The 23,545-nt window shown below is 65.3% G+C and carries 27 protein-coding genes and 1 tRNA gene; 9 read left to right on the top strand and 19 right to left on the bottom strand.

All coding sequences use genetic code 11. The annotated features are described in order from the left end of the window. Positions 1-60 precede the first annotated feature (60 nt). Both FHS48_RS08955 and FHS48_RS08950 read left to right on the top strand, forming a co-directional pair. Positions 61-471 (top strand): GtrA family protein, encoded by a 411-nt coding sequence (locus FHS48_RS08955; RefSeq protein WP_184263218.1) that lies wholly within the window; start codon positions 61-63, stop codon positions 469-471. Between the two features lie 84 nt (positions 472-555). Further along, the gene (locus FHS48_RS08950) at positions 556-1,557 is read left to right on the top strand and encodes a lysine-2,3-aminomutase-like protein (protein WP_260402400.1); all 1,002 of its coding nucleotides are present in this window, start codon (positions 556-558) and stop codon (positions 1,555-1,557) included. Positions 1,558-1,583: 26 nt separating this feature from the next. Here the strand turns inward: FHS48_RS08950 and FHS48_RS08945 are convergent, their stop codons facing one another. The 3 genes from FHS48_RS08945 to FHS48_RS08935 all read right to left on the bottom strand — a co-directional run bounded on the left by FHS48_RS08945 (position 1,584) and on the right by FHS48_RS08935 (position 3,561). Continuing rightward, positions 1,584-1,847, bottom strand: coding sequence for a hypothetical protein (locus FHS48_RS08945; protein ID WP_184263217.1), 264 nt, complete (start codon positions 1,845-1,847; stop codon positions 1,584-1,586). Between the two features lie 325 nt (positions 1,848-2,172). Continuing rightward, a complete protein-coding gene (locus tag FHS48_RS08940; protein WP_184263216.1) occupies positions 2,173-2,850 on the bottom strand; it encodes an RluA family pseudouridine synthase in 678 nt (225 codons plus the stop codon). Positions 2,851-2,919: 69 nt separating this feature from the next. Continuing rightward, a complete protein-coding gene (locus FHS48_RS08935) occupies positions 2,920-3,561 on the bottom strand; it encodes a TetR/AcrR family transcriptional regulator (protein ID WP_184263215.1) in 642 nt (213 codons plus the stop codon). A gap of 200 nt (positions 3,562-3,761) precedes the next feature. On the opposite strand from FHS48_RS08935, the gene FHS48_RS08930 reads away from it, so the two are divergent. Then, complete coding sequence (locus FHS48_RS08930) at positions 3,762-4,946, top strand: arabinose transporter (protein WP_184263214.1); 1,185 nt, start codon at positions 3,762-3,764, stop codon at positions 4,944-4,946. 85 nt (positions 4,947-5,031) lie between these two features. Here the strand turns inward: FHS48_RS08930 and FHS48_RS08925 are convergent, their stop codons facing one another. Next, positions 5,032-6,462: a DUF945 family protein gene (locus FHS48_RS08925; protein WP_184263213.1), complete on the bottom strand. Its 1,431-nt coding sequence runs from the start codon at positions 6,460-6,462 to the stop codon at positions 5,032-5,034. A 227-nt stretch (positions 6,463-6,689) separates the two neighbouring features. Here FHS48_RS08925 and FHS48_RS08920 point away from each other — a divergent pair, with 227 nt between their 5' ends. After that, entirely contained in the window at positions 6,690-7,526 is an 837-nt protein-coding gene (locus FHS48_RS08920) for an alpha/beta fold hydrolase (RefSeq protein ID WP_184263212.1), read from the top strand. 33 nt (positions 7,527-7,559) lie between these two features. On the opposite strand, the gene FHS48_RS08915 is transcribed toward FHS48_RS08920, so the two are convergent. From FHS48_RS08915 to FHS48_RS08880, 8 genes are all read right to left on the bottom strand, one after another. After that, on the bottom strand, positions 7,560-8,603 hold the full coding sequence (locus FHS48_RS08915) for a cupin domain-containing protein (protein WP_184263211.1): 1,044 nt from the start codon (positions 8,601-8,603) through the stop codon (positions 7,560-7,562). Between the two features lie 29 nt (positions 8,604-8,632). After that, positions 8,633-9,280 carry a maleylacetoacetate isomerase gene (gene maiA, locus FHS48_RS08910; RefSeq protein ID WP_184263210.1) on the bottom strand — a complete coding sequence of 216 codons (648 nt, stop codon included), beginning with the start codon at positions 9,278-9,280 and terminating at the stop codon, positions 8,633-8,635. Between the two features lie 15 nt (positions 9,281-9,295). After that, positions 9,296-10,006, bottom strand: a complete 711-nt coding sequence (locus FHS48_RS08905) for a fumarylacetoacetate hydrolase family protein (protein ID WP_184263209.1) — start codon at positions 10,004-10,006, stop codon at positions 9,296-9,298. 37 nt (positions 10,007-10,043) lie between these two features. Next, on the bottom strand, positions 10,044-11,423 hold the full coding sequence (locus FHS48_RS08900) for an MFS transporter (RefSeq protein WP_184263208.1): 1,380 nt from the start codon (positions 11,421-11,423) through the stop codon (positions 10,044-10,046). A gap of 47 nt (positions 11,424-11,470) precedes the next feature. Further along, on the bottom strand, positions 11,471-11,794 hold the full coding sequence (locus tag FHS48_RS08895; protein WP_184263207.1) for a non-heme iron oxygenase ferredoxin subunit: 324 nt from the start codon (positions 11,792-11,794) through the stop codon (positions 11,471-11,473). 10 nt (positions 11,795-11,804) lie between these two features. After that, a complete protein-coding gene (locus FHS48_RS08890) occupies positions 11,805-12,290 on the bottom strand; it encodes an aromatic-ring-hydroxylating dioxygenase subunit beta (protein ID WP_184263206.1) in 486 nt (161 codons plus the stop codon). Between the two features lie 2 nt (positions 12,291-12,292). Continuing rightward, on the bottom strand, positions 12,293-13,528 hold the full coding sequence (locus tag FHS48_RS08885) for an aromatic ring-hydroxylating dioxygenase subunit alpha (protein ID WP_184263205.1): 1,236 nt from the start codon (positions 13,526-13,528) through the stop codon (positions 12,293-12,295). A 260-nt stretch (positions 13,529-13,788) separates the two neighbouring features. After that, the gene (locus FHS48_RS08880) at positions 13,789-14,775 is read right to left on the bottom strand and encodes a 2Fe-2S iron-sulfur cluster-binding protein (protein WP_184263204.1); all 987 of its coding nucleotides are present in this window, start codon (positions 14,773-14,775) and stop codon (positions 13,789-13,791) included. Positions 14,776-14,963: 188 nt separating this feature from the next. On the opposite strand from FHS48_RS08880, the gene FHS48_RS08875 reads away from it, so the two are divergent. After that, positions 14,964-15,911, top strand: a complete 948-nt coding sequence (locus tag FHS48_RS08875) for a LysR family transcriptional regulator (RefSeq protein ID WP_184263203.1) — start codon at positions 14,964-14,966, stop codon at positions 15,909-15,911. Positions 15,912-15,955: 44 nt separating this feature from the next. Beyond that, the gene (locus FHS48_RS08870) at positions 15,956-16,534 is read left to right on the top strand and encodes a pyridoxamine 5'-phosphate oxidase family protein (protein ID WP_184263202.1); all 579 of its coding nucleotides are present in this window, start codon (positions 15,956-15,958) and stop codon (positions 16,532-16,534) included. Positions 16,535-16,549: 15 nt separating this feature from the next. On the opposite strand, the gene FHS48_RS08865 is transcribed toward FHS48_RS08870, so the two are convergent. The 5 genes from FHS48_RS08865 to FHS48_RS08845 all read right to left on the bottom strand — a co-directional run bounded on the left by FHS48_RS08865 (position 16,550) and on the right by FHS48_RS08845 (position 19,363). Beyond that, the gene (locus FHS48_RS08865) at positions 16,550-16,816 is read right to left on the bottom strand and encodes a hypothetical protein (protein ID WP_184263201.1); all 267 of its coding nucleotides are present in this window, start codon (positions 16,814-16,816) and stop codon (positions 16,550-16,552) included. Further along, positions 16,801-17,043, bottom strand: a complete 243-nt coding sequence (locus tag FHS48_RS08860; RefSeq protein WP_184263200.1) for a hypothetical protein — start codon at positions 17,041-17,043, stop codon at positions 16,801-16,803. Before FHS48_RS08860 ends, FHS48_RS08865 begins: the two co-directional genes overlap by 16 nt. 225 nt (positions 17,044-17,268) lie before the next feature. After that, the gene (locus FHS48_RS08855; protein ID WP_184263199.1) at positions 17,269-17,775 is read right to left on the bottom strand and encodes a hypothetical protein; all 507 of its coding nucleotides are present in this window, start codon (positions 17,773-17,775) and stop codon (positions 17,269-17,271) included. 1 nt (position 17,776) lies between these two features. Further along, positions 17,777-18,883 (bottom strand): hypothetical protein, encoded by a 1,107-nt coding sequence (locus tag FHS48_RS08850; protein ID WP_184263198.1) that lies wholly within the window; start codon positions 18,881-18,883, stop codon positions 17,777-17,779. A 404-nt stretch (positions 18,884-19,287) separates the two neighbouring features. After that, positions 19,288-19,363 (bottom strand) — tRNA-Glu (locus FHS48_RS08845). 156 nt (positions 19,364-19,519) lie between these two features. On the opposite strand from FHS48_RS08845, the gene FHS48_RS08840 reads away from it, so the two are divergent. Further along, positions 19,520-20,089, top strand: coding sequence for a GNAT family N-acetyltransferase (locus FHS48_RS08840; protein ID WP_184263197.1), 570 nt, complete (start codon positions 19,520-19,522; stop codon positions 20,087-20,089). A gap of 81 nt (positions 20,090-20,170) precedes the next feature. Here FHS48_RS08840 and FHS48_RS08835 read toward each other — a convergent pair whose 3' ends face one another. Beyond that, entirely contained in the window at positions 20,171-21,097 is a 927-nt protein-coding gene (locus FHS48_RS08835) for a DnaJ C-terminal domain-containing protein (RefSeq protein ID WP_184263196.1), read from the bottom strand. A gap of 61 nt (positions 21,098-21,158) precedes the next feature. Then, a complete protein-coding gene (locus tag FHS48_RS08830; protein WP_184263195.1) occupies positions 21,159-21,674 on the bottom strand; it encodes an RT0821/Lpp0805 family surface protein in 516 nt (171 codons plus the stop codon). Between the two features lie 270 nt (positions 21,675-21,944). On the opposite strand from FHS48_RS08830, the gene pdxH reads away from it, so the two are divergent. Both pdxH and FHS48_RS08820 read left to right on the top strand, forming a co-directional pair. Next, entirely contained in the window at positions 21,945-22,547 is a 603-nt protein-coding gene (gene pdxH, locus FHS48_RS08825; RefSeq protein WP_184263194.1) for a pyridoxamine 5'-phosphate oxidase, read from the top strand. Between the two features lie 59 nt (positions 22,548-22,606). Beyond that, positions 22,607-23,524, top strand: coding sequence for a cation diffusion facilitator family transporter (locus FHS48_RS08820; protein WP_184263193.1), 918 nt, complete (start codon positions 22,607-22,609; stop codon positions 23,522-23,524). Positions 23,525-23,545 lie beyond the last annotated feature (21 nt).

The following is a 23,545-nucleotide window of genomic DNA, read 5'->3' as shown; positions in this document are numbered from 1 at the left end:
CTGCCTCTGTCAGGGGCCGGGGGCGCTGAGGTGAACACTCTCCGGGAGCGGATGCGCAGGATGATGGTGTCTCTGTTTCGCCGCTATCAGGCGGTTGTGATGTTCGGGCTGGTCGGCGGCATCGGCTTCCTCACCGATGCCGGGACTCTGTCGCTGCTCCATGAGATTTTCGGGTGGGGCAGCATCGAGGCCCGGGCCGTCAGCTTTCCGGTGGCCGTCACGGTGACGTGGCTGCTCAACCGCAACCTGACCTTTTCCCGCAGCCCGGTGACGTCATCCCGCTATATCGGCTATTTCCTGCTTCAGGGGCTGGGGGCGCTGGTCAATTTTGCGATCTTCTCGGCGCTGGTCCGCTCGATGATTCCGGTTCTGTCGCTGCCGGTCCCGGCCTTGGCGGTGGGCTCGGCGGTGTCGATGTTCCTGACGTTTTTCGGCTGCCGGCTGGTGATCTTCGCCGAAAGCCGGGCCTGAGGGGCAGGGCCGCGTGCCGTCTGCCCGGTTTTCCCTTTTCCATGTGGGCTTGATTTTCCCCGGCGGGCGGGATAGAGGCGGGGCATGATGACGAACCCCGCCACCGCATCCGCACACTCCGGGATGGGCACGGCGTCCGAGCTGGACGCGGTGGCCCGCCGCTATGCGGTCAAAACCACGCCGTTTCTGGAAAGCCTGATGGCCGGTGCCGGGGCGGAGGACCCGCTGGTGCGGCAGTTCCGCCCCGATGCGCGGGAACTGCTGACCACCCTGGATGAAGTGCCGGACCCGATCGGCGATGACGCCAAAAGCCCGTTGCCGGGGATTGTCCACCGCTACCCTGACCGTCTGCTGCTGAAGCCGGTGCATGTCTGTGCCGCCTACTGCCGGTTCTGCTTCCGCCGCGAGGTGGTGGGGCCGGGTGGGGAGACCCTGACCGAGGCCCAGCTGGAGGCGGCGCTGGCCTATATCGCCGCCCAGCCGAAGGTGTGGGAAGTGATCCTGACCGGGGGGGACCCGCTGCTGCTGTCGCCGCGCCGGGTCCGCCGCATCACCGAGGCGCTGGATGCCCTGCCGCAGGTGGAGATCATCCGCTGGCACAGCCGCCTGCCGGTCCACGATCCGGCCAAGGTGACGGAGGAGCTGATCGCCGCCCTGACCGCAGGCAAGCGGCTGGTGCCATGGGTGGCGGTCCACGCCAACCATGCCGATGAATTCGTGCCGGAGGTGGTGGCGGCGGTGCGGCGTCTGGCCGATGCCGGGATTCCGCTGGTGTCGCAGAGCGTGCTGCTGCGCGGGGTCAATGATACGGCGGAGGCGCTGGAAGCCCTGTTCCGCGCCTTTGTCCGCAACCGCATTAAACCCTATTACCTGCACCACCCCGATCTGGCGCCGGGGACCAGCCATTTCCGGCTGCCGGTGGACGAGGGGCGGGCGCTGATGAAAAGCCTGCGCGGGCGGGTGTCCGGCCTTGGTCTGCCGACCTATATCCTCGACCGGCCGGGCGGGCTGGGCAAGGTGCCGCTGGGCCCGGCGTGGCCGGAAGACTGGTCTGACGGCACCGGCCCGGATGTGCTGACGTACTGACGGGCAGACAGAAATCCCACCGGAGATTATTCCGCCGGGGCGGCGACGTTGTCCGGGTCGTTCAGGGTGACCATGCCGGTGGCGACAAAGGTCCGTTCCAGCTGCCACAGGGCCAGAACGGCCACCGGGGCCATGACGGCGGCGGTGACACCGGCGGCGCTGACATCCGTCGGCAGCCCCAGCCCCTGCATCACACACAGACAGACCACGCTCAGGGATTCCCAGACCAGCACAAACGGCCCGAGATTTTCCAGCAGGGTCACTTTTCCCAGAATGGCCTGTAGCGGCATGGCATCCCTCCCTTGCCGTTAGAGCGTTTTCAGCAAAAGTGGACACCGGTTTTGCGGTTGAAAACGCTCTAAATTTTTAAAAATAGAGCATTTTCTTCGATTGATCGGAGCCTGCTCAATCGGAAAATGCTCTAACAGCGGATGCCACAAATCCTACACCAAAAACGGGTGAAAGGCAGTACCCTCCGTAAGGGTATATCTGCCCGGACACAAGACCGGGTTCAGGGCCTGCCTCCTAACCCCTTGCTTTGAAAAAGGGGAGGCCGTTTTCCTCCACCGGTTCCAATCGGGGTGAAACCGCAGGCCTGCGGCTGCGGGGCCTGCCTCAGCCGTCCCAGCCGCAGGCGCGCAGGGCCTGCACCATATGGGCCGGGGGCGGGGCATCAACGGTGATCGGCGGTTTTTCGGCATACAGCGGAATGGTGACGCTGCGGGAATGCAGGTGCATGGCCCGGCGGTCGGCCTGCCCGTACAGCGGATCGCCCAGCAGCGGCGCGCCGATGGCGGCCATGTGAACGCGGATCTGGTGGGTGCGGCCGGTGCGCGGGCGGCATTCAATCCACGCCATCCCATCGCGGGAGCGGCCAAGAACGCGGTAATCGGTGATGGACTCCTGCCCCTCCTTGGGGTCAACCACCATCCGCCAGCCGCCGTTGGGGGTCATCTTGCGCAGGGGCAGGCTGACGGTGCCGCTCTCCTGCTCCGGCGCGGCGGTGCACACCGCCCAGTAGATCTTGCCAACCTTGCCCTGCTGGAACAGTTTTCCCATCCGCTTCAGCCCCTTGTGGTGGCGGCCCAGCACGAGGCAGCCGGAGGTGTCGCGGTCCAGCCGGTGGGCCAGCCCCGGGGCGCGCGGATGTTCAAAACACAGGTGGTGGAAGGAGGCTTCCAGATTGGGGCCGCCGCCCGGCCCGGCATGCACCGGCAGCCCGGCAGGCTTGTTGATCACCAGAATCAGGCGATCCTTGTACAGCACTCGGGACTGAATTTCCTGCGGGGTCATGCGATGGCGGTCCGGCAAAAGGGGGCAACACGCGCAGATACCCTATTTCCGCCGGGACGGGAAGGCCTGTCAGTCCGGAAGCGGCAGGGGTGGGGTCAGCAGGGCGGCGCCCAGCATTCCGCCCAGCATGTCGGCGGTGGTGGCAATCTCCTCCGCCGTTCGGGGCCGGGCGGAAAACTGTTTGCCGACTCCGCTTAAGGTATGGATCAGCAGCTCGGCCAGCAGCGCCTGCTGCGGTGGCGGCAGATCCGGGCGGGTGGCGGCGATGAAGGCCCGCATCGCCTGCGCGGTTCCGGCGCGGGCCTCCTGCGCTTCCGGGGTGTCGCGGTACAGCGGGGCGGCATCGCTGAGGGCACCGCGGATGGCGGCTTCATCGCATTCCGATTGCAGGAAGGTATGGCCCAGCCGCCGCAGCCGGTCCGGTGGCGGCAGGGTGGTGTCGGCCAGAATATCCTGCAACAGGCTGGCGGTCTGCCGCCATTCATCGCTTTGCAGCCGGAACAGGATCGCCGCCTTGTTGGGGAAATACTGGTACAGCGACCCGACGCTGACCCCGGCCCGTTCCGCCACCCGGGCGGAGGTGAACCGGGTGGCACCGTCACTGCGCAAAACCTGAACCGCTGCTTCGAGGATGGCGGCGACAAGGTCAGCGGAGCGGGCCTGCTTCGGGGTCCGGCGTGAGGAAATCTGCGGGTTTCGGCGGCTGGTCATGGCGGCGGACCTTTCAGGCAGGGAACGCGAATTGCCGCAGATCCCGGATGGGCGCAGGATCAAACACGACGAAACCGTCAGGTTTTATAGCACGCCAACGGGCTGGGGTCATCGGCACCGGAGTTTCTCACGATGATGGTGGATCCCGCACCCTGACGCTCTGCCGGGGCACCCGGCGCATTCTCTGAAGGATATCTGCGATGACAGGATCTGTTCCTGCCACCGGCAGCCGGGTGTTCGCCACCCTGCTGCCGCTGACGGTGGCTGTGTTTTTGGCATTTTTGACGATCGGTATGCAGTTGCCGGTGCTGCCCCTGCACCTGAAGACGGTGCTGGGCATGGGGCCGGTGGTGGTCGGCGTGGTGGTGGGGGCACAGTTTGCCGCCGCGCTGCTGTCCCGCGCCGGGGCCGGAACCTTCGCCGATCTGCGCGGCACCCGCCGGGCGGTGTGGGCCGGGCTGGTGACGGCGGCGGCCTCCGGTGCGGTGACGGTGCTGTCCCTGCCGTTTGTGGATGCTCCGGCGTTGTCGGTGGCGGTGCTGCTGCTGGGCCGGGTGGTGCTGGCGGTGGGCGAAAGCCTGATCATCACCGGCGCGCTCGGCTGGGGTGTCGGGCTGGTCGGCCCGCAGAATGCCGGGAAGGTGATGGTGTGGAACGGCATCGCCATCTATGGCGCCTTTGCGCTGGGGGCACCGCTGGGGGTGGCGCTGTCGGCCCGCTGGGGCCTGACCGGGGTCGGGCTGGCGACTATCGCCCTGCCGCTGGCTGCCGGGCTGCTGCTGGGCGGCATGCGGACGGTGGCCCCCTCGACAGCGCGGCGGACCCCGTTTTACCGGGTGCTGGGCGCGGTGTGGGTGCCGGGGCTGGGGCTGGCGCTGTCCAGCATCGGGCTGGGGGTGATTTCGGCCTTCGCCGCCCTGCTGTTCACCGCCCGGGGCTGGGGCGATGCCGGGCTGGTGTTCACCGCCTTCGGGGGGGCTTTCATCCTCGCCCGTCTGCTGTTCGGCTCGTTGCCGGACCGGCTGGGCGGGGCACGGGTGGCGCTGGTCAGCGTGATGATCGAAGCCGCCGGGATGCTGGTGATCTGGGGGGCGGAGACTGCGGGGATCGCCTGTCTGGGGGCGGCGCTGACCGGGTTCGGCTATTCGCTGGCCTTCCCCGGCTTCGGGGTGGAGGCGGTGCGCCGGGCCCCGCCGCAGACGCGCAGTCTGGCAATGGGGGCCTATGTCGCCTTCCTCGATCTGGCACTGGGGATCACCGGCCCGCTGGCCGGGGTGCTGGCGGACAGCCGGGGGCTGACGGCGGTGTTTGCCGCCGGGGCGGTGGCGGTGGCGCTGTCGGCGCTGGTGGCCCTGCGGCTGTGGGTGCAGCCCCGCCCGGCGTAACCGGTTCCGGGTCAAGGAAAAACCCCGGCCCCAAAAAACCCCGGACTGAGGTGTCTCTGTCCGGGGTTTTCTCATGGGTCTGGCTTTACTTCTTCGGCTTCACCGGCACCGGATCGGTTTCCGGCGGGGTTTCCTCTTCCAGCTCTTCCTCATCCGGGTAATCGGCTTCGTCGTCATACAGGTCATCGCTGAACAGCCCGCTTTCAGACAGCGGCTGGTTCAGAAGGGCGTTCAGGGTTTCATCGGCGGTCAGCAGGCCCATTTTCACCTGTTCGGCGGCCAGCGGCAGGGTGTTCACCGTCAGCACGCCGTCCTTCAGGCTGTAGTCGGCCTTCAGGCCATCCGGGGTGGCGACGGCAAAGCCGGTGGCCACCGCCATCTGCACCTGTTCCTTCGGCAGGTCCTTGCTGGAAACCGCAGCCTCGCCGGAGGACGACAGCAGGGTGGCCAGCGACACCGGGCCGGTGGCCGAAGCCGCCTTGCCCAGCGTTACCGCCATCTTCCCGGCGACGGAGCCGTTGATCTGGTCGCCGCTGACGGTGCCGGTCAGCACCGGAATGGAGACGGTAAAGCCCTGATTGATCACCGCCCGCAGATCCTTGCGGAAGGCTTCGTCTTCCTCGGCGGTGATGTTGCGCAGGAAGTCGGACTTTTCCATCAGGTCCGACATCCGCTTCAGGGTCGCCAGCTCCATGCCGCCGATGTGCAGGTCCAGCGCGGCATCAGACAGGGTCTGGCCGCTGGCGCTGGCCTTCTTCAGGCGAGTGCCGACGCGGATATCAATCAGCGGGCCGGTCTGCACCGTCTCGGCGGTGTACTTCAGGCCCTCGATCTGGGCTTCAGTGCTGCTGAATTTATCCAGCGCCACCGTGCCGGTGCCAAGGCCCAGCGCGATGTCGGAGTAATCGCCGGTGACGGACAGGCCCTTGATGTCAATGGCTTCGCCATCGCCCCGCACTTCGGTGCTGGGGAAGGTCAGGGTCAGGCGGACCGCCTTGCCATCGGTTTCCAGACTGCCGCCGGATGCGGCGATGGCGGCGCTGTTCCCATCCTTGTTCGCCTTCAGCTCCGGCAGGCCGTAATCGGTTTTCACCTCGCCCTTATAGCCGACGGTCCCGGCCCCGCTCAGGGCCAGCCGCTTGCCGAACAGTTCGGTCAGGTTTTTGTCGGCTTCGCCGGTCGGGCTGACCGACCAGCTGATCCGCGCCGCCGACCCCGGCAGCAGCAGGTGCGACAGGGTATAGGTGACCTCGCCGACCGGCATGTCTTCCGGCGGAATGGCGGACCCGGCGATCACCGGCCTGACCAGAAACGACCCCTTGGCCGACAGCAGGCCGGTGGCGTGTTCCAGCTTTGTGATTTCCATCCCGGTTTCGGTGGCCGGGCGGGCGGCAAAGGCGCGGAAGGCGGCCTCGGTCTTGGTGGCCATCACATGGCTGGCCCCGATCCATCCGGCGGCGGCGGCCCCCAGAACGACAACGGCGGCCCCGGCGGCCTTGACGGGTGTTGAAACCATAAACTCTCTCCTGCCCCACAAACGGTGTGCTCTGCCCGTATGGGCTGTAAAAATCATCGTCGCGGCGATGTATAGCAGGCTCAGGCGGGCGAAAGTGTGACGGAATCCCGGGCCGGTTATATTTTTTTGCGATCCCGGGAAGCAGCGGGTCAGGGGTGGTCAGGCCCCCCCGGACTGTGCTGGTATCGGTGGATCTTTCCCGTTGTCCCTGTCCCGGATCCGTTGCCATGACTGACACCGCCTCTGTCCTCTCCCCCTGCCAGACCCGCAGCCTGCGGGTGCCGGTGGCGCTGCCGCAGGCCGCCGGAGAGGTGGCGGTGACCGAATGGCTGCCGGAAGGGGAAAGCCCGGAAAGGGCAACCGGGGCGGCCCCGGTGCTGCTGTTTCATGACTCGCTCGGCTGCATTGCCCTGTGGCGCGGCCTGCCGGAGGCCTTGGCCCGGGCCACCGGGCGGCGGGTGATTGCCTATGACCGGCTGGGGTTCGGGCAGGCCGACCGCCGCACCGATACCGTCAGCGGCAACTTTGTGCTGGAAGAGGCCGGGGTGGTGGTGCCGCAGCTGCGGGCGGCGCTGGGGATCGGCCGGTTTGTCGCCATGGGCCACAGTGTCGGCGGCGGCATGGCAGTGTGCACGGCGGCCCGCCACCCGGACTGTACCGGGCTGATCAGCATTGCGGCGCAGGCCTATAATGATGACCGCATCCGCGATGGGGTTGCCGCTGCCAAGGCGGCCTTTGCCGGGCCGGGGGCGGTGGAGCGGCTGGCGCGCTATCACGGCGACCGGGCGGCCTGGGTGCTGTCGGCGTGGGTCGATACCTGGCTGTCCGCCGGGTTTGCCGACTGGTCGCTGCGGCCGCTGCTGGCGGCGGTGCGCTGCCCGGCGCTGGTGATCCATGGCGGCGATGATGAATACGGCAGCCCGGACCATGCCCGCACCATCGGCGGCGGCGTCAGCGGCCCGGCGGAAACGCTGGTGATGCCCGGCCACGGCCACATGCCGCACCGCGAGGACGAAGCCGGAGTGCTGGCCCGGATCACCGCCTTTCTGGCAATGGTGCCGTAATCAGCCCTCCGGCGTCGTTCTTCAGGATAAAGATCAGCCGAACAGTTCGTAGAACCCCAGCTTGCGCTGCATCGGGGCGTCATCGACCACGAACAGCCACGCCGGTTTCTGCGCCGAGGCGTTTTCCAGCCGCACCTCGGCATGGGTGGGGATGGCGACGGTGTCGGCCGGGCCGAAGGCCAGATCGGTACCATCCACCTGCGCGGTGCCGTTGCCGTCCACGACATGGATCACGCTGGAAGCCGACTGGCGCGGCAGGCGCAGGGTTTCCCCCGGCCGCAGCATCAGGGCGGAGAACCCCAGAACCGGCATGCATTCGGCCCCGGTTTCCGGGTTGACGTAGGCCAGCCGCACCGCCTCGCCCTGCGGGGTGACGGCGGCAAGGTCGGACAGGGCGGCCTTGACCTCCCGCCACGGGAAGCGCACCAGCGGATAATCCCGGCGCGGGCGGTGCAGGGCGGTGTAAGGCACCAGCCCGGCGCGGCGGTAGCGGGTCTGCGAGGCGTCGGCCTCGTTGCGCACCTGCTGCGAGACCCCTTCGATGGCGTAGGAGGCTTCCAGCGCGTAGACCAGCGGCAGGTCCAGCGCATCCATCCACACCACCGGGCCGGAGCCGGAATGGCCGTGTTCATGCCACAGGCCGGACGGGGTCAGGATCAGGTCGCCCGGCTCCATCGGGCACTTCTCGCCTTCGACAATGGTGAAGCCGCCATCCCCTTCGACCACAAACCGCACGGCGGACGGGGTGTGGCGGTGGTTGGGGGCGGTCTCGCCGGGCAGGATCAGCTGCATGCCGATGTAAATGGACGGCGTCGCCTGCATGTTTTCCAGCCCCAGACCGGGGTTGGCCAGCACCAGCACCCGGCGCTCGGCCTTTTCGATCGGGGTCAGGCGTCCGGCTTCCAGAAGCTGCGGGCGGATGTCGGCGTAACGCCACAGCACCGGCTGGGTGCGGCGGAACGGCCTGTTGTGCGGCAGGGCGGCGCGCAGGGCGGGCCACAGCGGAATCAGGTTACGGGCGGTCAGGGCCTGCCGGTATTCAAGCGGCAGGTCATCCATGGTGCCAAGCTGGGACATGAGAGTGTCTCCGGACAAAAGAGGGGGGCTCAGGCCTCGGCGTCGGGCTGACGGTCGGGCCGGGCCTCCGTGAAGGCGGGCAGGGCGTTGCAGGCGGCTTCAATCTCGGTCAGGCGCGGGAACTGCGTGGTGTCCAGCCCGAAGCGCCGGGCCCCGCCAAGCTGCGGGATCAGGCAGATGTCGGCCAGCCCCGGGGCCTCGCCGAAGGTGAAACGGCCCCGGCGGGCGGAGCGGACCGCCAGCGCCTCGCAGGCGGCCAGTCCGTCCTGACACCAGTGGCGGACCCAGGTGTCCACCGCCTCCTGCGGCTGGGCCAGCGGGCCTTTCAGGTAGGTGAGGATCCGCAGGTTGTTAACCGGGTGGATATCGGCGGCGATGGTCAGGGCAAAGGCCCGCACCTCGGCCCGGGCGAAGGGATCGTCCGGCAGCAGGCGCGGCTGCGGGTGGGTTTCGTCCAGCCATTCGAGGATGGCAAGGGACTGGGTCAGTACCTGACCGTCCACCGTCAGCGACGGCACCAGCCCCTGCGGGTTGATGGTGCGGTAGGCGGGTTTGGTCTGTTCCCCCCCGTCCCGGCGCAGATGCACCGGGACAAAGTCGGGGGACAGGCCCTTCAGCCCGAAGGCGATGCGGCACCGCCACGCGGCGGAGGAGCGGAAGTAACCGTGAAACAGCATGGCGGCCCCCGTCGGTTACGCTGTGGCTTCGGCGGGCAGCAGGGTCAGGGTCACCTCCGGCAGGCCGTCGATGCTGCCGTGGATGGTATCGCCCGCCACCACCGGGCCAACCCCGGCCGGGGTGCCGGTGTAAATCAGGTCGCCCGGCACCAGATGGTAATAGCGTGACAGATGGGCGATCAGTTCCGGCACCGACCACACCAGATCGGCCAGATGCGCATCCTGCCGCACGGTGCCGTTGACGCTCAGGCTGATCCGTTGCGGGCCGGGGGCGGCGGCCTGCTCCTTCGGCAGGATCGCCGACAGCACCGCGGACTGTTCAAAGTCCTTGCCCAGATCCCACGGGCGGCCCTTGGCGCGGGCATCGAGCTGAAGGTCGCGGCGGGTCATGTCGAGGCCGCTGGCGTAGCCGAACACCGCCTCCATCGCCCGGTCTTCCGGCACATGCCAGGCCGGGGCCCCGATGGCGACGACGAATTCCATTTCATAATGGTAATTGGCGGTACCGGGCGGGTAGGCGATGGCGCTGCCGCTGGCGACCAGCGCCCCGGCGTGCTTGAGGAAGTAGAACGGGGCCTCGCGGTCCACCTCGACCCCCATTTCCTTGGCATGTTCGGCGTAGTTGCGGCCGACGCAGAAAATGCGGTTGACCGGGAAGCGGGCGGTGTGGCCGACCACCGCCGCCGACGGCTGCGGCGGGGCGGGGAACAGCAGGGTATCGGTCATCGGATTCAGTCCTTATGGCAGGAAAGCGGAAAGAGGATCAGGCGGTGGCGGCCTGCGTCTGCGCCTGTGCGCGGGCACGGCGGGACACCACGATGCCCAGCAGGAACACGGCGATGGAGGCCAGCAGCGACGGCCACAGCGACACCTGAAGGATGGCGTTGGGGGCCCAGTTCTGGGCCAGCAGCAGCCCGCCGACGGTCGGCCCGAGGATGGAGCCCAGCCGCCCGACCCCCAGCGCCCAGCCGATCCCGGTGGAGCGCAGGCCGGTGGGATACAGGCCGGAGGCGACGGCGTTCAGGCCGATCTGCGCCCCGACCACGCCGATACCGACCATGAACAGCGCCGGATACAGCAGGGCGGCGTTGCCCCCGGCCCCGGCAACAACACCGATGAAGGCGGCGGCCATGGCATAGCAGGAGCCAAGGATGACATAGGGCCCCATGCGGTCGATCATCCGGCCCAGAACGATCCCGCCGACCACACCGCCGCCGTTGAGGGTGGAGGTGGCATAGATGGCGGCATCCAGCGGGTATCCGCCCTGTTTCAGCAGGGCCGGCAGCCAGTTGACGAGGAAGTACATCACCAGAAGATTGCAGAAGAAGGCGACCCACAGCAGCAGGGTGGTCCACGCCCGGCCTTCGGTGAACAGGTGCTTGCCGGTGAAGCCGCTGACCGTCTGTTCCGGCACGAAGTAGGTCTGTGCCGGGCTGTGGCTGCCGGGGGTGGCGGTCACATGGTCAAGGATGGCGGCGACGCGGTCGGGGGCGCGGTTGTGGGTGACCAGAAAGCGCACCGATTCCGGCAGGCTGGTGGCCAGCAGCGGCAGGGCCAGCAGCGGCAGCACCCCGCCCAGCACGAACACGCTTTCCCAGCCCCACAGCGGGATCATCTTGGCGGCGAGGAACCCGCCCAGCACCGACCCCAGCGGAAAGCCGCAGAACATGACGGTGACGGCGGTGGCGCGCAGGCGGGTGGGGGCGTATTCCGCCGTCATGGCGATGATGTTGGGCAGGGCCCCGCCCAGCCCGATGCCGGTCAGCAGCCGCAGGATCAGCAGGCTGTTGAGGTTGGTCGCCCAGGCGGTGGCCAGTGCGAAGCCGCCGAAGAGGACCGTGCAGATCAGCAGCACTTTCTTGCGGCCGATGCGGTCAGCCACCGGGCCGAACACCAGCGCGCCGATGGTCAGGCCGAGCAGGCCGACCCCGAAGGCGGCGCTGAACTGGGTCATCGGCACGTTCCACTGTGCCGCCAGCACCGGGGCGACAAAGGCGATGGCCTGGGTGTCAAACCCGTCGAGCATGGCGACCAGCACGCACAGGGCCAGCACTTTCAGGTGGAAGCCGGTGACCGGGGCGCGGTCCATCAGCTCCACGATATTGATCCCGCCTGAAGGCGTGGACCGGGGGGACGTCGTCATGGCGTTTGCCTCTCCAGAGGGGGGTGTTGTTCTTGTTGTTTCTTGGATTATTCGAAGCGCACCAGAACCCGCCCGCCGTCGCAGCGGACCGGGTAGGTGCGGATGTCGTCGGTCAGCGGGGCATTCAGGGCCTTGCCGCTGCGGATGTCGAAGCGGCCCTGATGCAGGGGGCATTCAGTCTCGTAGCCTTCCAGAAAGCCGTCGCACATGCGGGCGGCCCCGTGGGTACAGAGGTCGGCGGTGGCGAACACCTCGCCCTCCACCCGGTACAGGGTCAGGGCGTGCCCGGCGGCGCAGGCCCCCAGCGCATCGCCGTCGGGGATGTCGTCAACGGCGGCGACATCCAGCCACAGGTCGGTGTCAGCGGTCATGGCGCGGTCCTCAGATCGGGTAAATGACGGAATTGGGGATCAGGTCGCTGTCGTAGACGCACAGCCGGGACCGGAACTTCAGCCCGTCTTCCGTGCGGCGGATGACGTCGCGGTACCGCCCGGCGTTGAACACCTCGGTCAGGCCGTCGCGCTTGGTGCGGAAGACGATGTAATTGGCCTCGGCCTCGATCTCCTCGCCCGCCGGGGTGGCGGTGACGGAGAGAATGCGGGGGATGCCGACCACGTGCCGCTGGTAATAGGGGTCGTGGTACATGGTCTCCTTCACCCCATAGACGCGGTCGCGGATCATCGCCTTGCTTTCCAGCGCCAGCAGGCACAGCGGCAGCCCGGCATCGAAGTTTTCGCGCGGCTGAAGGCGGTAGGTGCCGTCTTCCAGAAAGAAGTCCGGCCAGTGGTCCCAGTCAGAGGAATCAACGGTGGCGGCATAGGCGCTGTACAGGTCGAGCAGGGCGGAGACAGTGGCAAAATCAACCATGGTTATTCCCCCATCCGCTGACGCCAGTAGGCGTACATGCCCCGGATCAGTGTTTCGGTGACCATGTGGTCGGCGTCGTCGGTATCGCGGCCCCCCATTTCCACCAGCGTGCTGCGGGCCGGGTTCTGGGTGAATCCTTCCTGCGACCATTCGATCACCTCGCCGTCATCGGCGGAGACAAAACCGGCCGGGCCGAACAGGTTGGCCTGAATCAGGCGGCGCTGGCGCATCTCGGCGTCGTCACCGGCAAAGCCGAAGTGGGTCCACACAAAGTCGAAGCTGCCTTCGCCGTTGGGCTGGATGTGGCGGGTGGAAACGCTGTTGACCTGCTGCTGGATGATCAGGCTGGGGAAGATGGTGGTCATCACCGCCGTCGGGGTGCCCCACCATGGCTCGTGGACGATATCCAGCAGGCGCGGGTCGTTGACGGTCATTTTATCCTTGAAGCTGTCAACGTTGCTGATCACATCGGCGACCTTGCCGCCCTGACCGCGGGTGGAAATCATCGCGGCGTGGCGTTTGTGGGCATCCATCTTCAGCTGCGACCGGTTATCGGCCCGCCACAGGCCGAAGGTGGAAAACCAGGTGTGCAGCAGGCCGGGGTGATAGGGGTCCTTGATGTTTTCCTGCATCAGCTTCCAGTTGCCGGGAATGCGCTGGCGGCGGTAGCCGAGGATTTCCAGCGGGCGGCCATCGAACACCCGGTCGAAGTACCCGAGGATCACCGGGCCGAGGAAGTCTTCCAGCGGTTCCACCTCCGGGTCGAAGCTGGCGAACACCACGCCGTTGCGGACGGCGACTTTCAGCTGGGTCAGGCCGTGCTGCTCCGGGCGGAAATCGGCGGGCATGCCGCCGTTGATTTTTCCATCCTGCTTGACCCCGCGCCGGAACGGCACGCCCTGAAGATTGCCCTTCAGGTCATAGCTCCACTGATGATAGGGACAGAGCAGATCCTTGCGGTTGCCGTGCCGTTCGCGGCAGAAGCGCATGCCGCGGTGGGCACAGACGTTTTCCACCACGTTGACCGCACCGTCGGCGCTGCGGGTCATCAGCACCGACCGTTCACCGATCACGCTGCGGCGGAAATCGCCGGGGTTGGGGATTTCGGCTTCCAGACCGACGTAACACCAGTGACCGGAATAGAAGAAGCGGTCGAGTTCGCGCCGGTGCAGATCGGGGTTGGTGTAGACGGAATAGGGGATGCGGCTGGTGCCGTCATCCTGCCACGGGGTGGTCATCGTTTCCTCCTGTTTATGTGGCCCCCTTTGTGGGGTGGGGGGCTCTGGAGGCCCGGCAAAGCCGGGCCGACTGGGCCGTTGAGGCCCCGTGCCCGCGTGGGCACGTAAGGCAAGGGGGCGGACGCCCCCGCCCGCCGTCTGAGGGGCCTGAAAACAAAGCGAAGCGTAGCGACTGGCGCGTTGAGCGCCCGCGCGACCATTCGCGCGTGAGGCAAGGGGGCGGACGCCCCCGCCCGCCGTCTGAGGGGCCTAAAAACCCCTTAAAAACCGCTGGAATAGAAGGCGTCGGCGTAGATGTGGGCGGCGGGAATGCCCCGGCGTTTGACCACCATCGTCGCGGCCTCGACCATTGCCGGGGCACCGCAGAGGTAGGCGCGGAAGCCGGTCAGGTCCGCGAAGTCCTGCTCCACCGCCGCCGTCACCAGCCCGGAGCGCTGGCCGGGTCCGGCCTCGCCGTGGGCAATTACGGTGTGAACGGTGATCTGCGGATGGGCGGCGGCGAGGGCGTTCAGGCGGTCGAGGGCGTAAACGTCGTGGGCGGTGCGCACGCCGAAATACAGGTGGACCGGGTTGGTCATGCCCGCCGCCAGCGCCCCGCGCACGATCGACAGCACCGGGGCCAGACCGGTGCCCCCGGCGATGCACAGCATCGGCCCGTCGTGACGGCGGCGCAGGTAGGAGGCCCCGAGCGGGCCGCTGACCCGCACCGCATCGCCGACGGCCAGAGTCTCAAACACATAGGGGCTGACCCGCCCGCCCGGCACCAGCCGGATCTGGAATTCCAGCAGGGCGTCGCCCTCGATACCCGCCATCGAATAGGGGCGGATATGGTCCGGGGTGAACTGAAGGGTGGCGTACTGCCCCGGCGCATGGCTGAGCGGTTTGGACGGCTTCAGCAGGATGGTGCGGATGTCGTGGGTTTCCTGCCGGATCTCCGTCACCGTCGCCTTCAGCACCCGGGCGGGGTGGACCACCACTTCATCCGGCTCCGGGATGGTGATGGTACAGGCGGCGGTCAGGGTGCTCTGGCAGGCCAGAATCTGGCTGCCGCCGGACAGCACCGGCTGGGCGGCATCGGCGGCGGAAGACAGGATCTGGCCGTCCTCCACCGTGCAGCGGCAGACGCCGCAGCGCCCGGCCATACAGCTGTAAGAAATCGGGATGTCATTCTGGCGCAGAACGTCCAGCAGATTGGCCCCCGGCGGCGCGTCGAGAACGCGCCCCAGCGGACGGATGACGAGATCCATGGTCGTTTCCCCAGAGGGTGTTTCCTCATGATGGCCGCCCGGTGGCGGGGGCCGGGCCGTTGACCGGCCTGCGTTTCAGGGGGCCGTTGACCGGCCCGTCTTTGGTGTGAAACCAAGAATGACTTTAAATCCAAAATTTTGGTAATTTATGATTATGATGTTTCCCATCACAGGGCTTGATATTGGTCATGGATCTGAAGAATGTGGACCTCAACCTGCTGGTGGTGTTCAACGACCTGCTGAACACCGGGCGGGTCGGCCAGACGGCGGAGCGGCTGGGCATGACCCAGCCGGCGGTCAGCAACTGTCTGGCCCGGCTGCGGCGGCTGCTGGGGGATGATCTGTTCATCCGCACCCAGCAGGGGATGGTGCCGACCCCCTACGCCGAGGCACTGGCCGAACCGGTCAGCTATGCGCTGGGGGCGATCCACAGTGCGCTCAACCAGTCGGTGGTGTTCGACCCGGCCCGCAGTCGCCAGAACTTTGTGATTGCCATGACCGATATCGGCGAAATCCACTTCCTTCCGGCCTTGATGGCGCGGCTGGCGGCGGTGGCACCGGGGGTTTCGGTCAGCACCGTGCGCAACCTGAGCATCGATCTGCCGCGCGAGATGGAGGCCGGGAACGTGCATCTGGCCATCGGCCTGCTGCCGGACCTTCAGACCGGGTTCTTTCAGCGGCGGCTGTTCGGGCAGCATTACGTGTGCCTGTACCGGCACGGCCACCCCTTGGACCACCCCGGCGGGATGACTCTGGAAGACTTCACGGCCGCCGAACATGTCGGGGTGGTGGCGGCGGGCACCGGGCACGGTATTGTCGATGACCTGCTGGCGCGCATGGGGGTGGCGCGGCGGCTGCGGCTTCAGGTGCCGCACTTTGTCGCGGTCGGGCACATTCTGCGCAATACGGATATGGTGGCGACGGTGCCGCAGGTGCTGGCCCAGTGCATCGCCGGGCCGTTCGGCCTGTCGTGGTGCGCCCACCCGGTCAGCCTGCCGGAAGTGTCGATCGGCCTGTTCTGGCATTCCAAATTCCACCGCGACGCCGCCAACCAGTGGCTGCGGGCGCAGATCGTCGCCATCCGGCCGGACGGGGTGGACGGGGGAAGGACTGAGGACGGCGCAACGGCGCTGTAAACTGCCTGTGGGACAGCCCTTCTGGCGGGCAAGGAGAGGACGCGATGATGCTGTCAGAGATCGAGGCCGCCGGTTGGGCGGCGTTGCGGCAGGCGGCGGGGGATCCGCAGTCGGGGTTCCGCTGCGTGACCCTGTGCACGGTGGATGCCGAGGGGGCCCCGCAGGCGCGGATGGTGGTGCTGCGGGCCTGTGATCCGGCGCGGCGGACGCTGGACATCCATACCGATGTGCGCAGCCCGAAGTGGGCGGAACTGACTGCCGCCCCACGCGTGACCGTGCTGGGGTATTGCCCGCAGACCCGCCTGCAACTGCGCCTGATCGGCACCGCCACCCTGCACGGCCCGGACAGCCCGGCTGCGGCGGCGGCCTGGGCGACGCTGCCGCCATGGACCCGCAGCACCTACACCGGTGGCCCGCCGGGCGATGAACGCGCCTTCGCCGGGGCCGCTGCGCCGATGCCTGGGGCGGCGGAAGAGGGGGCAGGCCGTGCCTGCTTCGGGGTGATTGTGGTGCAGGCTACTGCGCTGGACTGGTTCCAGCTTCAGCGGCAGGACAACCGCCGTGCCCGCTTCAGTTATGGCCCGGAGGGGGCGCTGATGGCGGCGGTGTGGGTGAACCCGTAGGGGGGCATTACTTTGTCAGTTGTGGCGGCGACACAGTATGTCCGTTCCACCAGATTTTCGGATATCGCGGATCAGGTCAGTCACGTTCAGAGGTGTCCATTTGGTAGTCCAGCGGTCATTCCGGTCTCTCTGGCGCAGCTTTGCGGGCTGCTCCTTCCACTCCTCCGGGATCCGGCCCGCCTTGATCAGCGCCACGCAGCAATCCCACAGCGTGTTAACGTCGGGCACCGCATCGCCGGGGCGCAGACCGCAGAACCGCAGCCATGTCAGACGGTTCCGCACCTGAAAGGCCGTCTGGTGTAGCGACAGACCAGTATCCTGAACTTCAGCACACCATCGAACCCCGGACGGCCACCCTTCGATGGATCAGACCGCCGGACGGCCTTCAGCAGCAACGGGCGGAACTGCTCGAAGGGGACCGTCCGATCCAGCTTTTCCAGCGGATCACCTTCCGCTGAAAGCGCTTCAAGGCTGTTCTCAAGATCCCAGAAACCCGCCTGACCCGTCATCTTCACCTCCCGGCAGCAGCGCCGGAAAGTGAATCACACAGTCAGCCCAAAGGCCAGTTTCCGGAGGTGTCCAACTCAAAGCCCTGCTGCGGCAAAAGAACCACAACGCACTATTGATGCGCTGTGGGATCAGGTTGGCAAGCTTGTCGAGCACTTCTCTCCACAGTAGTGCGCAAATTTCTTCAAAGCCGTAGGTTACGCACACTCAATCTGAAAATGCTCTCACTACCACAGTTTTATTAGTGTTTTCTGCTTGTAGGCTATTTCTATAGAAGCATTTGCTTCCAAAATATTATGCCCAACAACAAGCACAGGCTTAATGTCCTGACGCCCTTTTACAGCCTGAACCAGCTTCGATAGTTCTGATAGCTCATCTCTCATAAGAGCTGCCGGAGAAGAAATTATTGGATCTTTGTCTATGGCGAGTTGGTGGACGGAAAGAATTGTCTTTCTTATATCATCGATTGTCTTTTTTTTCTGGATCTCGTCCGTGACATCCTTTTCAAGAACGTCATTGTTGAAGCTGGACAAGGTGAGAATGAGCGCATTGAACTGTATTCTATAATCGTCATGTATTGATTTATATTGTTCTGCCAACTGCTTTTGCTCTTCTATTTTCCACGTCAAATAGTATGTGAATGTTGATGAAATAATGCATGAAAAAATCGTTGCTACAGCAGTAGATATAATAGTCGAAATTTTGAATAAATTACTATTATTGCGCTCTGACATTTTATTTATCTACCATGACGCTCGTAGCGAGGCCGACGCCAGCCTGCGCATCTTGATTCATGCACATCAACTCATTGTAGCGGGCAGCTCCCATTTGATCCATAATAACTCTATAGCTTTGTTCGGCTGTAACCATGCATGCATTCTGGGGCATGGCGAAGGAGTTGCTTAGATTGGCATTTTTCGCTTCTTCATAGCTAAGCGCTCCCGTTGCTGCGACCCCCGCCGCAACGAACAATCCCAATGCGGCGATCTTCGCGCCGAGGGTAAACCAGCCCGGCGAGTTGAAGTTCATCTGGAAATAGTTAAGAGTGTCTTGCTCAAAATAATTGTTGATCGCTTCACAGACGGAGAGGGCGTTGAATTGATTAAGCTCCCCAATCTGCTGAGCATGGAACGCCGCAACAAAATAAGATATCAGCTGTATTGCCGGAATAGTGGCCAGCGCATTCTTTGAATAACGAAGGCCATCAAATTGATAACGTCCCCCTCCGTCGTAAACATAACTATTATAAGAGAAGTTGTATATTTCCGCTCGCAACCCCTTTCTCACGGTAAGGATCGCATGTTGATTACTTAGAAGATTGGAAAGATCCTTGGATAATGTGGTGCGCAGAACTCTGATCGGCAGCCACCTGACTCGGCGGACCGGTATGGTCTCTTGATCATAAATGTGAAAATTAATGACATCTTCCGGGTCAAAGGGAGTACGAATTTCGCCCACTAGGATTGGTTCGTACATATCTCGGCTGGCGACAAGGATGAGGTCGCCAACCTCGGCAGTATCGAACAGGGCTCGAACATTTCCCAACGCAGAGATAAGGTTGCGAGTCTGTCGCGGGTTGTAATCGGCAGGGTTGCGGGATGGCTCAGCGTCTACTTTCTTGTTCTGATGCCAACTCTGGACAGATCGGGCCATGCCGATATGCTTTTTCAAAAGCTCGTCGTCTGCGAGCACGTCGGGCGTCAGTGAAATTCCCGGCACATCAAGGAAGACGACCGAGTTAGCTCTAAATGAATCTAGGAACTTCTTCCCACGCCCAGGGAACATTGCCCAAACACCATGATCTTCACTGATAATGCGAGTAGCAAGGTCAAGCTTGGACATACCCTTATCCCGAGCAGTTTTTCCAAATAAACTATCGAGAGGGTATATCGCGCGACCTTTTATGTGCAACGGAAATGTGGACGCCTCCGGAAACTGGCCTTTCGGCTGAATGTATGATTCGCCTTCTGGTGTCGATGCCGGGAGGTGCAGATGGCAGGTCAGGCGGGGTTCTGGGGTCTTGAGAAGGGTTTTGAAGCGCTTTCTGCGGAGGGTGATCCGTTGGATAGCTGGATTGGCTGGTTCACTTAAAGAATGTCCCAGCATTCACTGGAAACAAAGAAAGCGCGATTTTCGAGAGTATCCAGCCTGAGCGCCAAAAACGAAAAAACAAGGCTCTCTGGCCTTGTTTGGGGCTGAAGCTTATCTTCAGCGGTGCTTTGCAGTGTGGCACTCTACGCAGAGAGTGGCGTCCCCACGGGGATTCGAACCCCGGTTATCGCCGTGAAAGGGCGGTGTCCTAGGCCTCTAGACGATGGGGACGTCGCAGGCACGGCGGGTTTTTACCCATTCCAACGGGTTGATGCAAGACCTTTTTTCAGAAAAGTTTCAGCGCCCCCTCTGGCCGCTGCGGCGGGGGCGGGGTAGAAGGGTAAACCTTATGCATCACCCGGTTTTTCCGGTATGGGAGCCTGTTTTATGAGCACCCCCCCCTGTCGCCCCCCTGTCGCCCGCCCGTCGCTTGTGGTCCGTCCGTCGGAAGAGGCCGATCTGCCCGCCCTTCAGGCCATCTATCAGCACCATGTGTTGACCGGCACCGGCACCTTTGAAGAAGATCCCCCCACGCTGGCGGAGATGACCGCCCGCCGCGCCAAGGTTCTCGGCGGCGGCTACCCCTATCTGGTGGCGGTGGATTCGGCTGATGGCAGCGTGGCCGGGTATGCCTATGTCGGGCCGTACCGCGAACGCTCCGCTTATCGGTTTATGGTCGAGGATTCCATCTACATTGCCCCCGGTCGGCAGGGGCAGGGCGTTGGCCGTCTGCTGCTGACGGCGCTGCTGGCGGAGTGCGAGGCCCGGGGCTACCGCCAGATTGTGGCGGTGATCGGCGATTCCGGGAATGTCGGATCGATTGGCCTGCATACCGCGCTGGGCTTCCAGCACGTCGGGAAGTTCACCGCCGCCGGGCTGAAGTTCGGGCGCTGGCTGGATGTGGTGTTCATGCAGAAGGCCCTTGGCGCGGGCGCGGAGACGGTGCCGGGGGCCTGATCCCCCAAGACCGTGTAAAAGACCGGGCCCGTCCCCCGTCAGGTGCCACACCGGCAGACCTGAAGGGGGAGGGCGGGGTCTTTACTCTTCAATCCCCAGCTTGGCGCGGGGATTGGTGCCGGGTTCTTCCCAGCCGGACAGGAATGCTTTCAGGTCCGGGTCCTGCGGGTCGGGCAGGGTGATACGCAGGCGCACCAACTGGTCGCCGCGCTGGGTTTCGCTGTTGGCAGCGGCGGGAATGCCCCGGCCCCGCAGGCGCAGGGTGGTGCCGCTGTTCGATCCTTCGGGGATGGAGACGGTGACGCGGCCATCGACGGTCGGCACCACCACTTTGGCCCCCAGCACCGCTTCCTTCAGGGTCACCGGCAGGTCGGCAATCACGTCCTGCCCGTCGCGGCGGAACACCGGATGGGCGGCAACGGTGATTTCCACCAGCGCATCGCCATCGGCCCCGCCGAGCTGGCCGGGGCTGCCCATGCCCTTCAGGCGCAGGGATTTGCCATCCTCGCAGGCCGGGGGCACCTTGACGTTGATCTTCTTGCCGCTGGTCAGGGTGATGGTGCGGGCCGCGCCCAGCGCCGCTTCCTCGAAGGTGACGGTCAGGGAGTAATGGACATCGGCCCCCTTGCGCGGGCTGCTGTGCTGCCGCCCGCCGGATCCGCGGCTGGCGGAGCGGAACATCTCGGAAAACAGGTCGTCTTCCGAAAACATCGAGTCGAAGCCGAAACCGCCGCGCTGCCCGCCATGGCCACCCCGGGCGTTACCCCACGGGTTGCGCATTTTCTCGGTGCCGTCGGGGTTGATTTCCCCACGGTCGAAGCGGCCGCGCCGGGTTTCGTCCGACAGCAGGTCGTAGGCGGCGGTCACTTCCTTGAAGCGTTCCTCGGCCTTGGCATCCCCGGGGTTAAGGTCGGGGTGCAGGCTGCGCGCCAGCTTGCGGTAGGTTTTCTTGATGTCCTCGGCACTGGCGGACCGGCTGATGCCCAGAACCTCATAGGGATCCCGCATGGAAACTCCGTTCTCCTGACAGACGGGGCCGGGCCCCGCCCGTCAGGGCAGGCGGCGCGGCTTACTGCACAATCTTCCAGCTGCCGTCGGGCTGACGGCACGCCGTACCATAGGCATGCTCGGTCTTGCCATCAATAGTCACGGTGTTCTGAAATTCACGGCAGTAGGCACCATCGGCGGCGGTGCCGTCGCGGGTGGGGGTGACGGAGCCATAATGGCCGGACTGCGGATTGTTCCAGGTGATCGGCTGGCCGACCGGGGCGGCATAGGCGCTGGACTGGGCCTGAGACAGGGCGGCGCGGTCGGCGCTATCCAGCGATTTGCCGACTTCCGACCCCAGCCAGGCCCCGAGAACCGCCCCGGCGGCGGTGGCTGCCAGCCTGCCGGTGCCGCCGCCGAACTGGGCCCCGACCACCGCACCGCCAACCCCGCCCAGCAGGCCGCCGGCGGTCTGTTTCGGGGCGTTGCGGGCGCTTTCGCAGGCGGTCAGTGACAGGGCAAGGGCGATGGTGCAGACCGCAAAGGCGGCCTTGCGCAGCGGGGCCCGGACGGAAGCGCGGACAGGGGCGGAGATCATGGTCAGAAATCCTGAGCGGACGAAACGACGGGACTGGGGCTTCAAGGTGCAGATGGCTCGCAACCGCATGTATTACAATGGATAACCGTGGCGAAACCATGGCAAATTTTGCCTGAAATGCCTATGCTCCGGGGCAGCGAGTCGGGTTGTGCCGCTTTGCCCCGTTATCGGGGTTATACGCGCAGACCGGCAGGTTCCTGCGCCGGTCCGGCTTCGCCCTGTTTCTGCTGTTTCGCCCTGTGTGTCTGCTGTACAGAAGGACTCCCCGTCATGAGCACGCTGACCCTTGATGCCGATCTTGATCCCTTTGTCCAGTTCGGGCAGTGGCTGAAGGTGGCGGAAGCCTCCGAGCCCAACGACCCCAACGCCATGAACATTGCCAGCTGCACCCCGGATGGCCGCCCGACCTCGCGCATGGTGCTGCTCAAGGGCTTCGATGAGCGCGGCTTTGTGTTCTACACCAATTTTGAAAGCCGCAAGGGCCAGCAGCTTCTGGCCAATCCGCACGCCGCCCTGTGCCTGCACTGGAAAAGCCTGCGCGCCCAGATCCGGGTGGAAGGCGCGGTGGAACAGGTGTCGGCGGCTGAGGCCGATGAATATTTCAACTCCCGCCCGCGTGATTCCCGCATCGGTGCGTGGGCGTCGCAGCAGTCCCGCCCGCTGAAGGGCCGGTTCGAGCTGGAAGCCCGGGTGGCCGAATACGCCGCCCGCTATGCCATCGGCAGCATTCCGCGCCCGCCGCACTGGTCCGGCTTCCGGGTGGTGCCGCAGCGGATCGAGTTCTGGAAAGACCGGCCGTTCCGCCTGCATGACCGCGTGGTCTACACCCGGCAGGCCGACGGCGGCTGGTCCACCGAGCGCCTGTATCCATAACCGCCTGTATCCATAACCGCCTGTACCCGTAACCGCGTCTGCCGGGAAAGGATCCGCCGATGTCCGCCGTCGATCCCCGATCCGTCCGCCTGATGACCGCCGCCACGCTGGTGGCGGTCGGGGTGGCGGTCACGCTGGTGACGATCAAGGCCGTGGCCTGGGCGATGACCGGGTCGGTGGCGATGCTGTCCAGCCTCGCCGATTCCACGCTGGATTGTCTGGCATCGCTGGTCAATCTGCTGGCGGTCCGCCATGCGGTGCAGCCCGCCGATGCCGATCACCGCTTCGGCCATGGCAAGGCGGAGGCGCTGGCCGGGATGGTGCAGGCGGCGATTGTCACCGGGTCCGCCGGGTTCCTGCTGTCGGAAATCATCGACCGCTTCCGCGATCCGCAAATTCCGCAGGCGGAGCTGGCCGGGGTGGTGGTGATGGTGGTGTCCATCGCCCTGACCCTCGGGCTGGTGCAGTTTCAGAAGTATGTGGTGCGCCGCACCGGATCGGTGGCGGTGGGGGCGGACAGCCTGCATTACACCGGCGACGTGCTGATGAACCTGTCGGTGATTGCGGCGCTGGGGCTGGGCAAATGGCTGGGCTGGTCGTGGATTGACCCGGTGTTCGGCCTTGGCATCGCCCTGCTGCTGCTGAAGGGCGCGTGGGAGATCGGGCGGGAGTCCTTCAACATGTTGATGGACCGCGAATTCCCCGATGCCGACCGCGAACGGATTATGGCGTTGGCCACCGGCCACCCGCAGGTGATCGGCGCGCATGACCTGCGCACCCGCTCCAGCGGCTTGCAGGATTTCATTCAGGTGCATCTGGAGGTGGATGGCAGCCTGCCGCTGCGCAAGGCCCACGTCATCGCCGATCAGGTGGAACGGTCGATCTGTGCCGCCTTCCCCAAGGCGGAGGTGATCATTCACCTCGACCCCGACGGCATCCGCGAGCCGCGTCTGGATGACCGGATCGCCGGGGCCTGAGGGAGAAAATCCCCCTCAGGC

This window comes from Novispirillum itersonii, assembly GCF_014205675.1.
Classification (GTDB): domain Bacteria; phylum Pseudomonadota; class Alphaproteobacteria; order Rhodospirillales; family Rhodospirillaceae; genus Novispirillum; species Novispirillum itersonii_A.
This window is presented reverse-complemented; position numbering and strand designations above follow the sequence as displayed.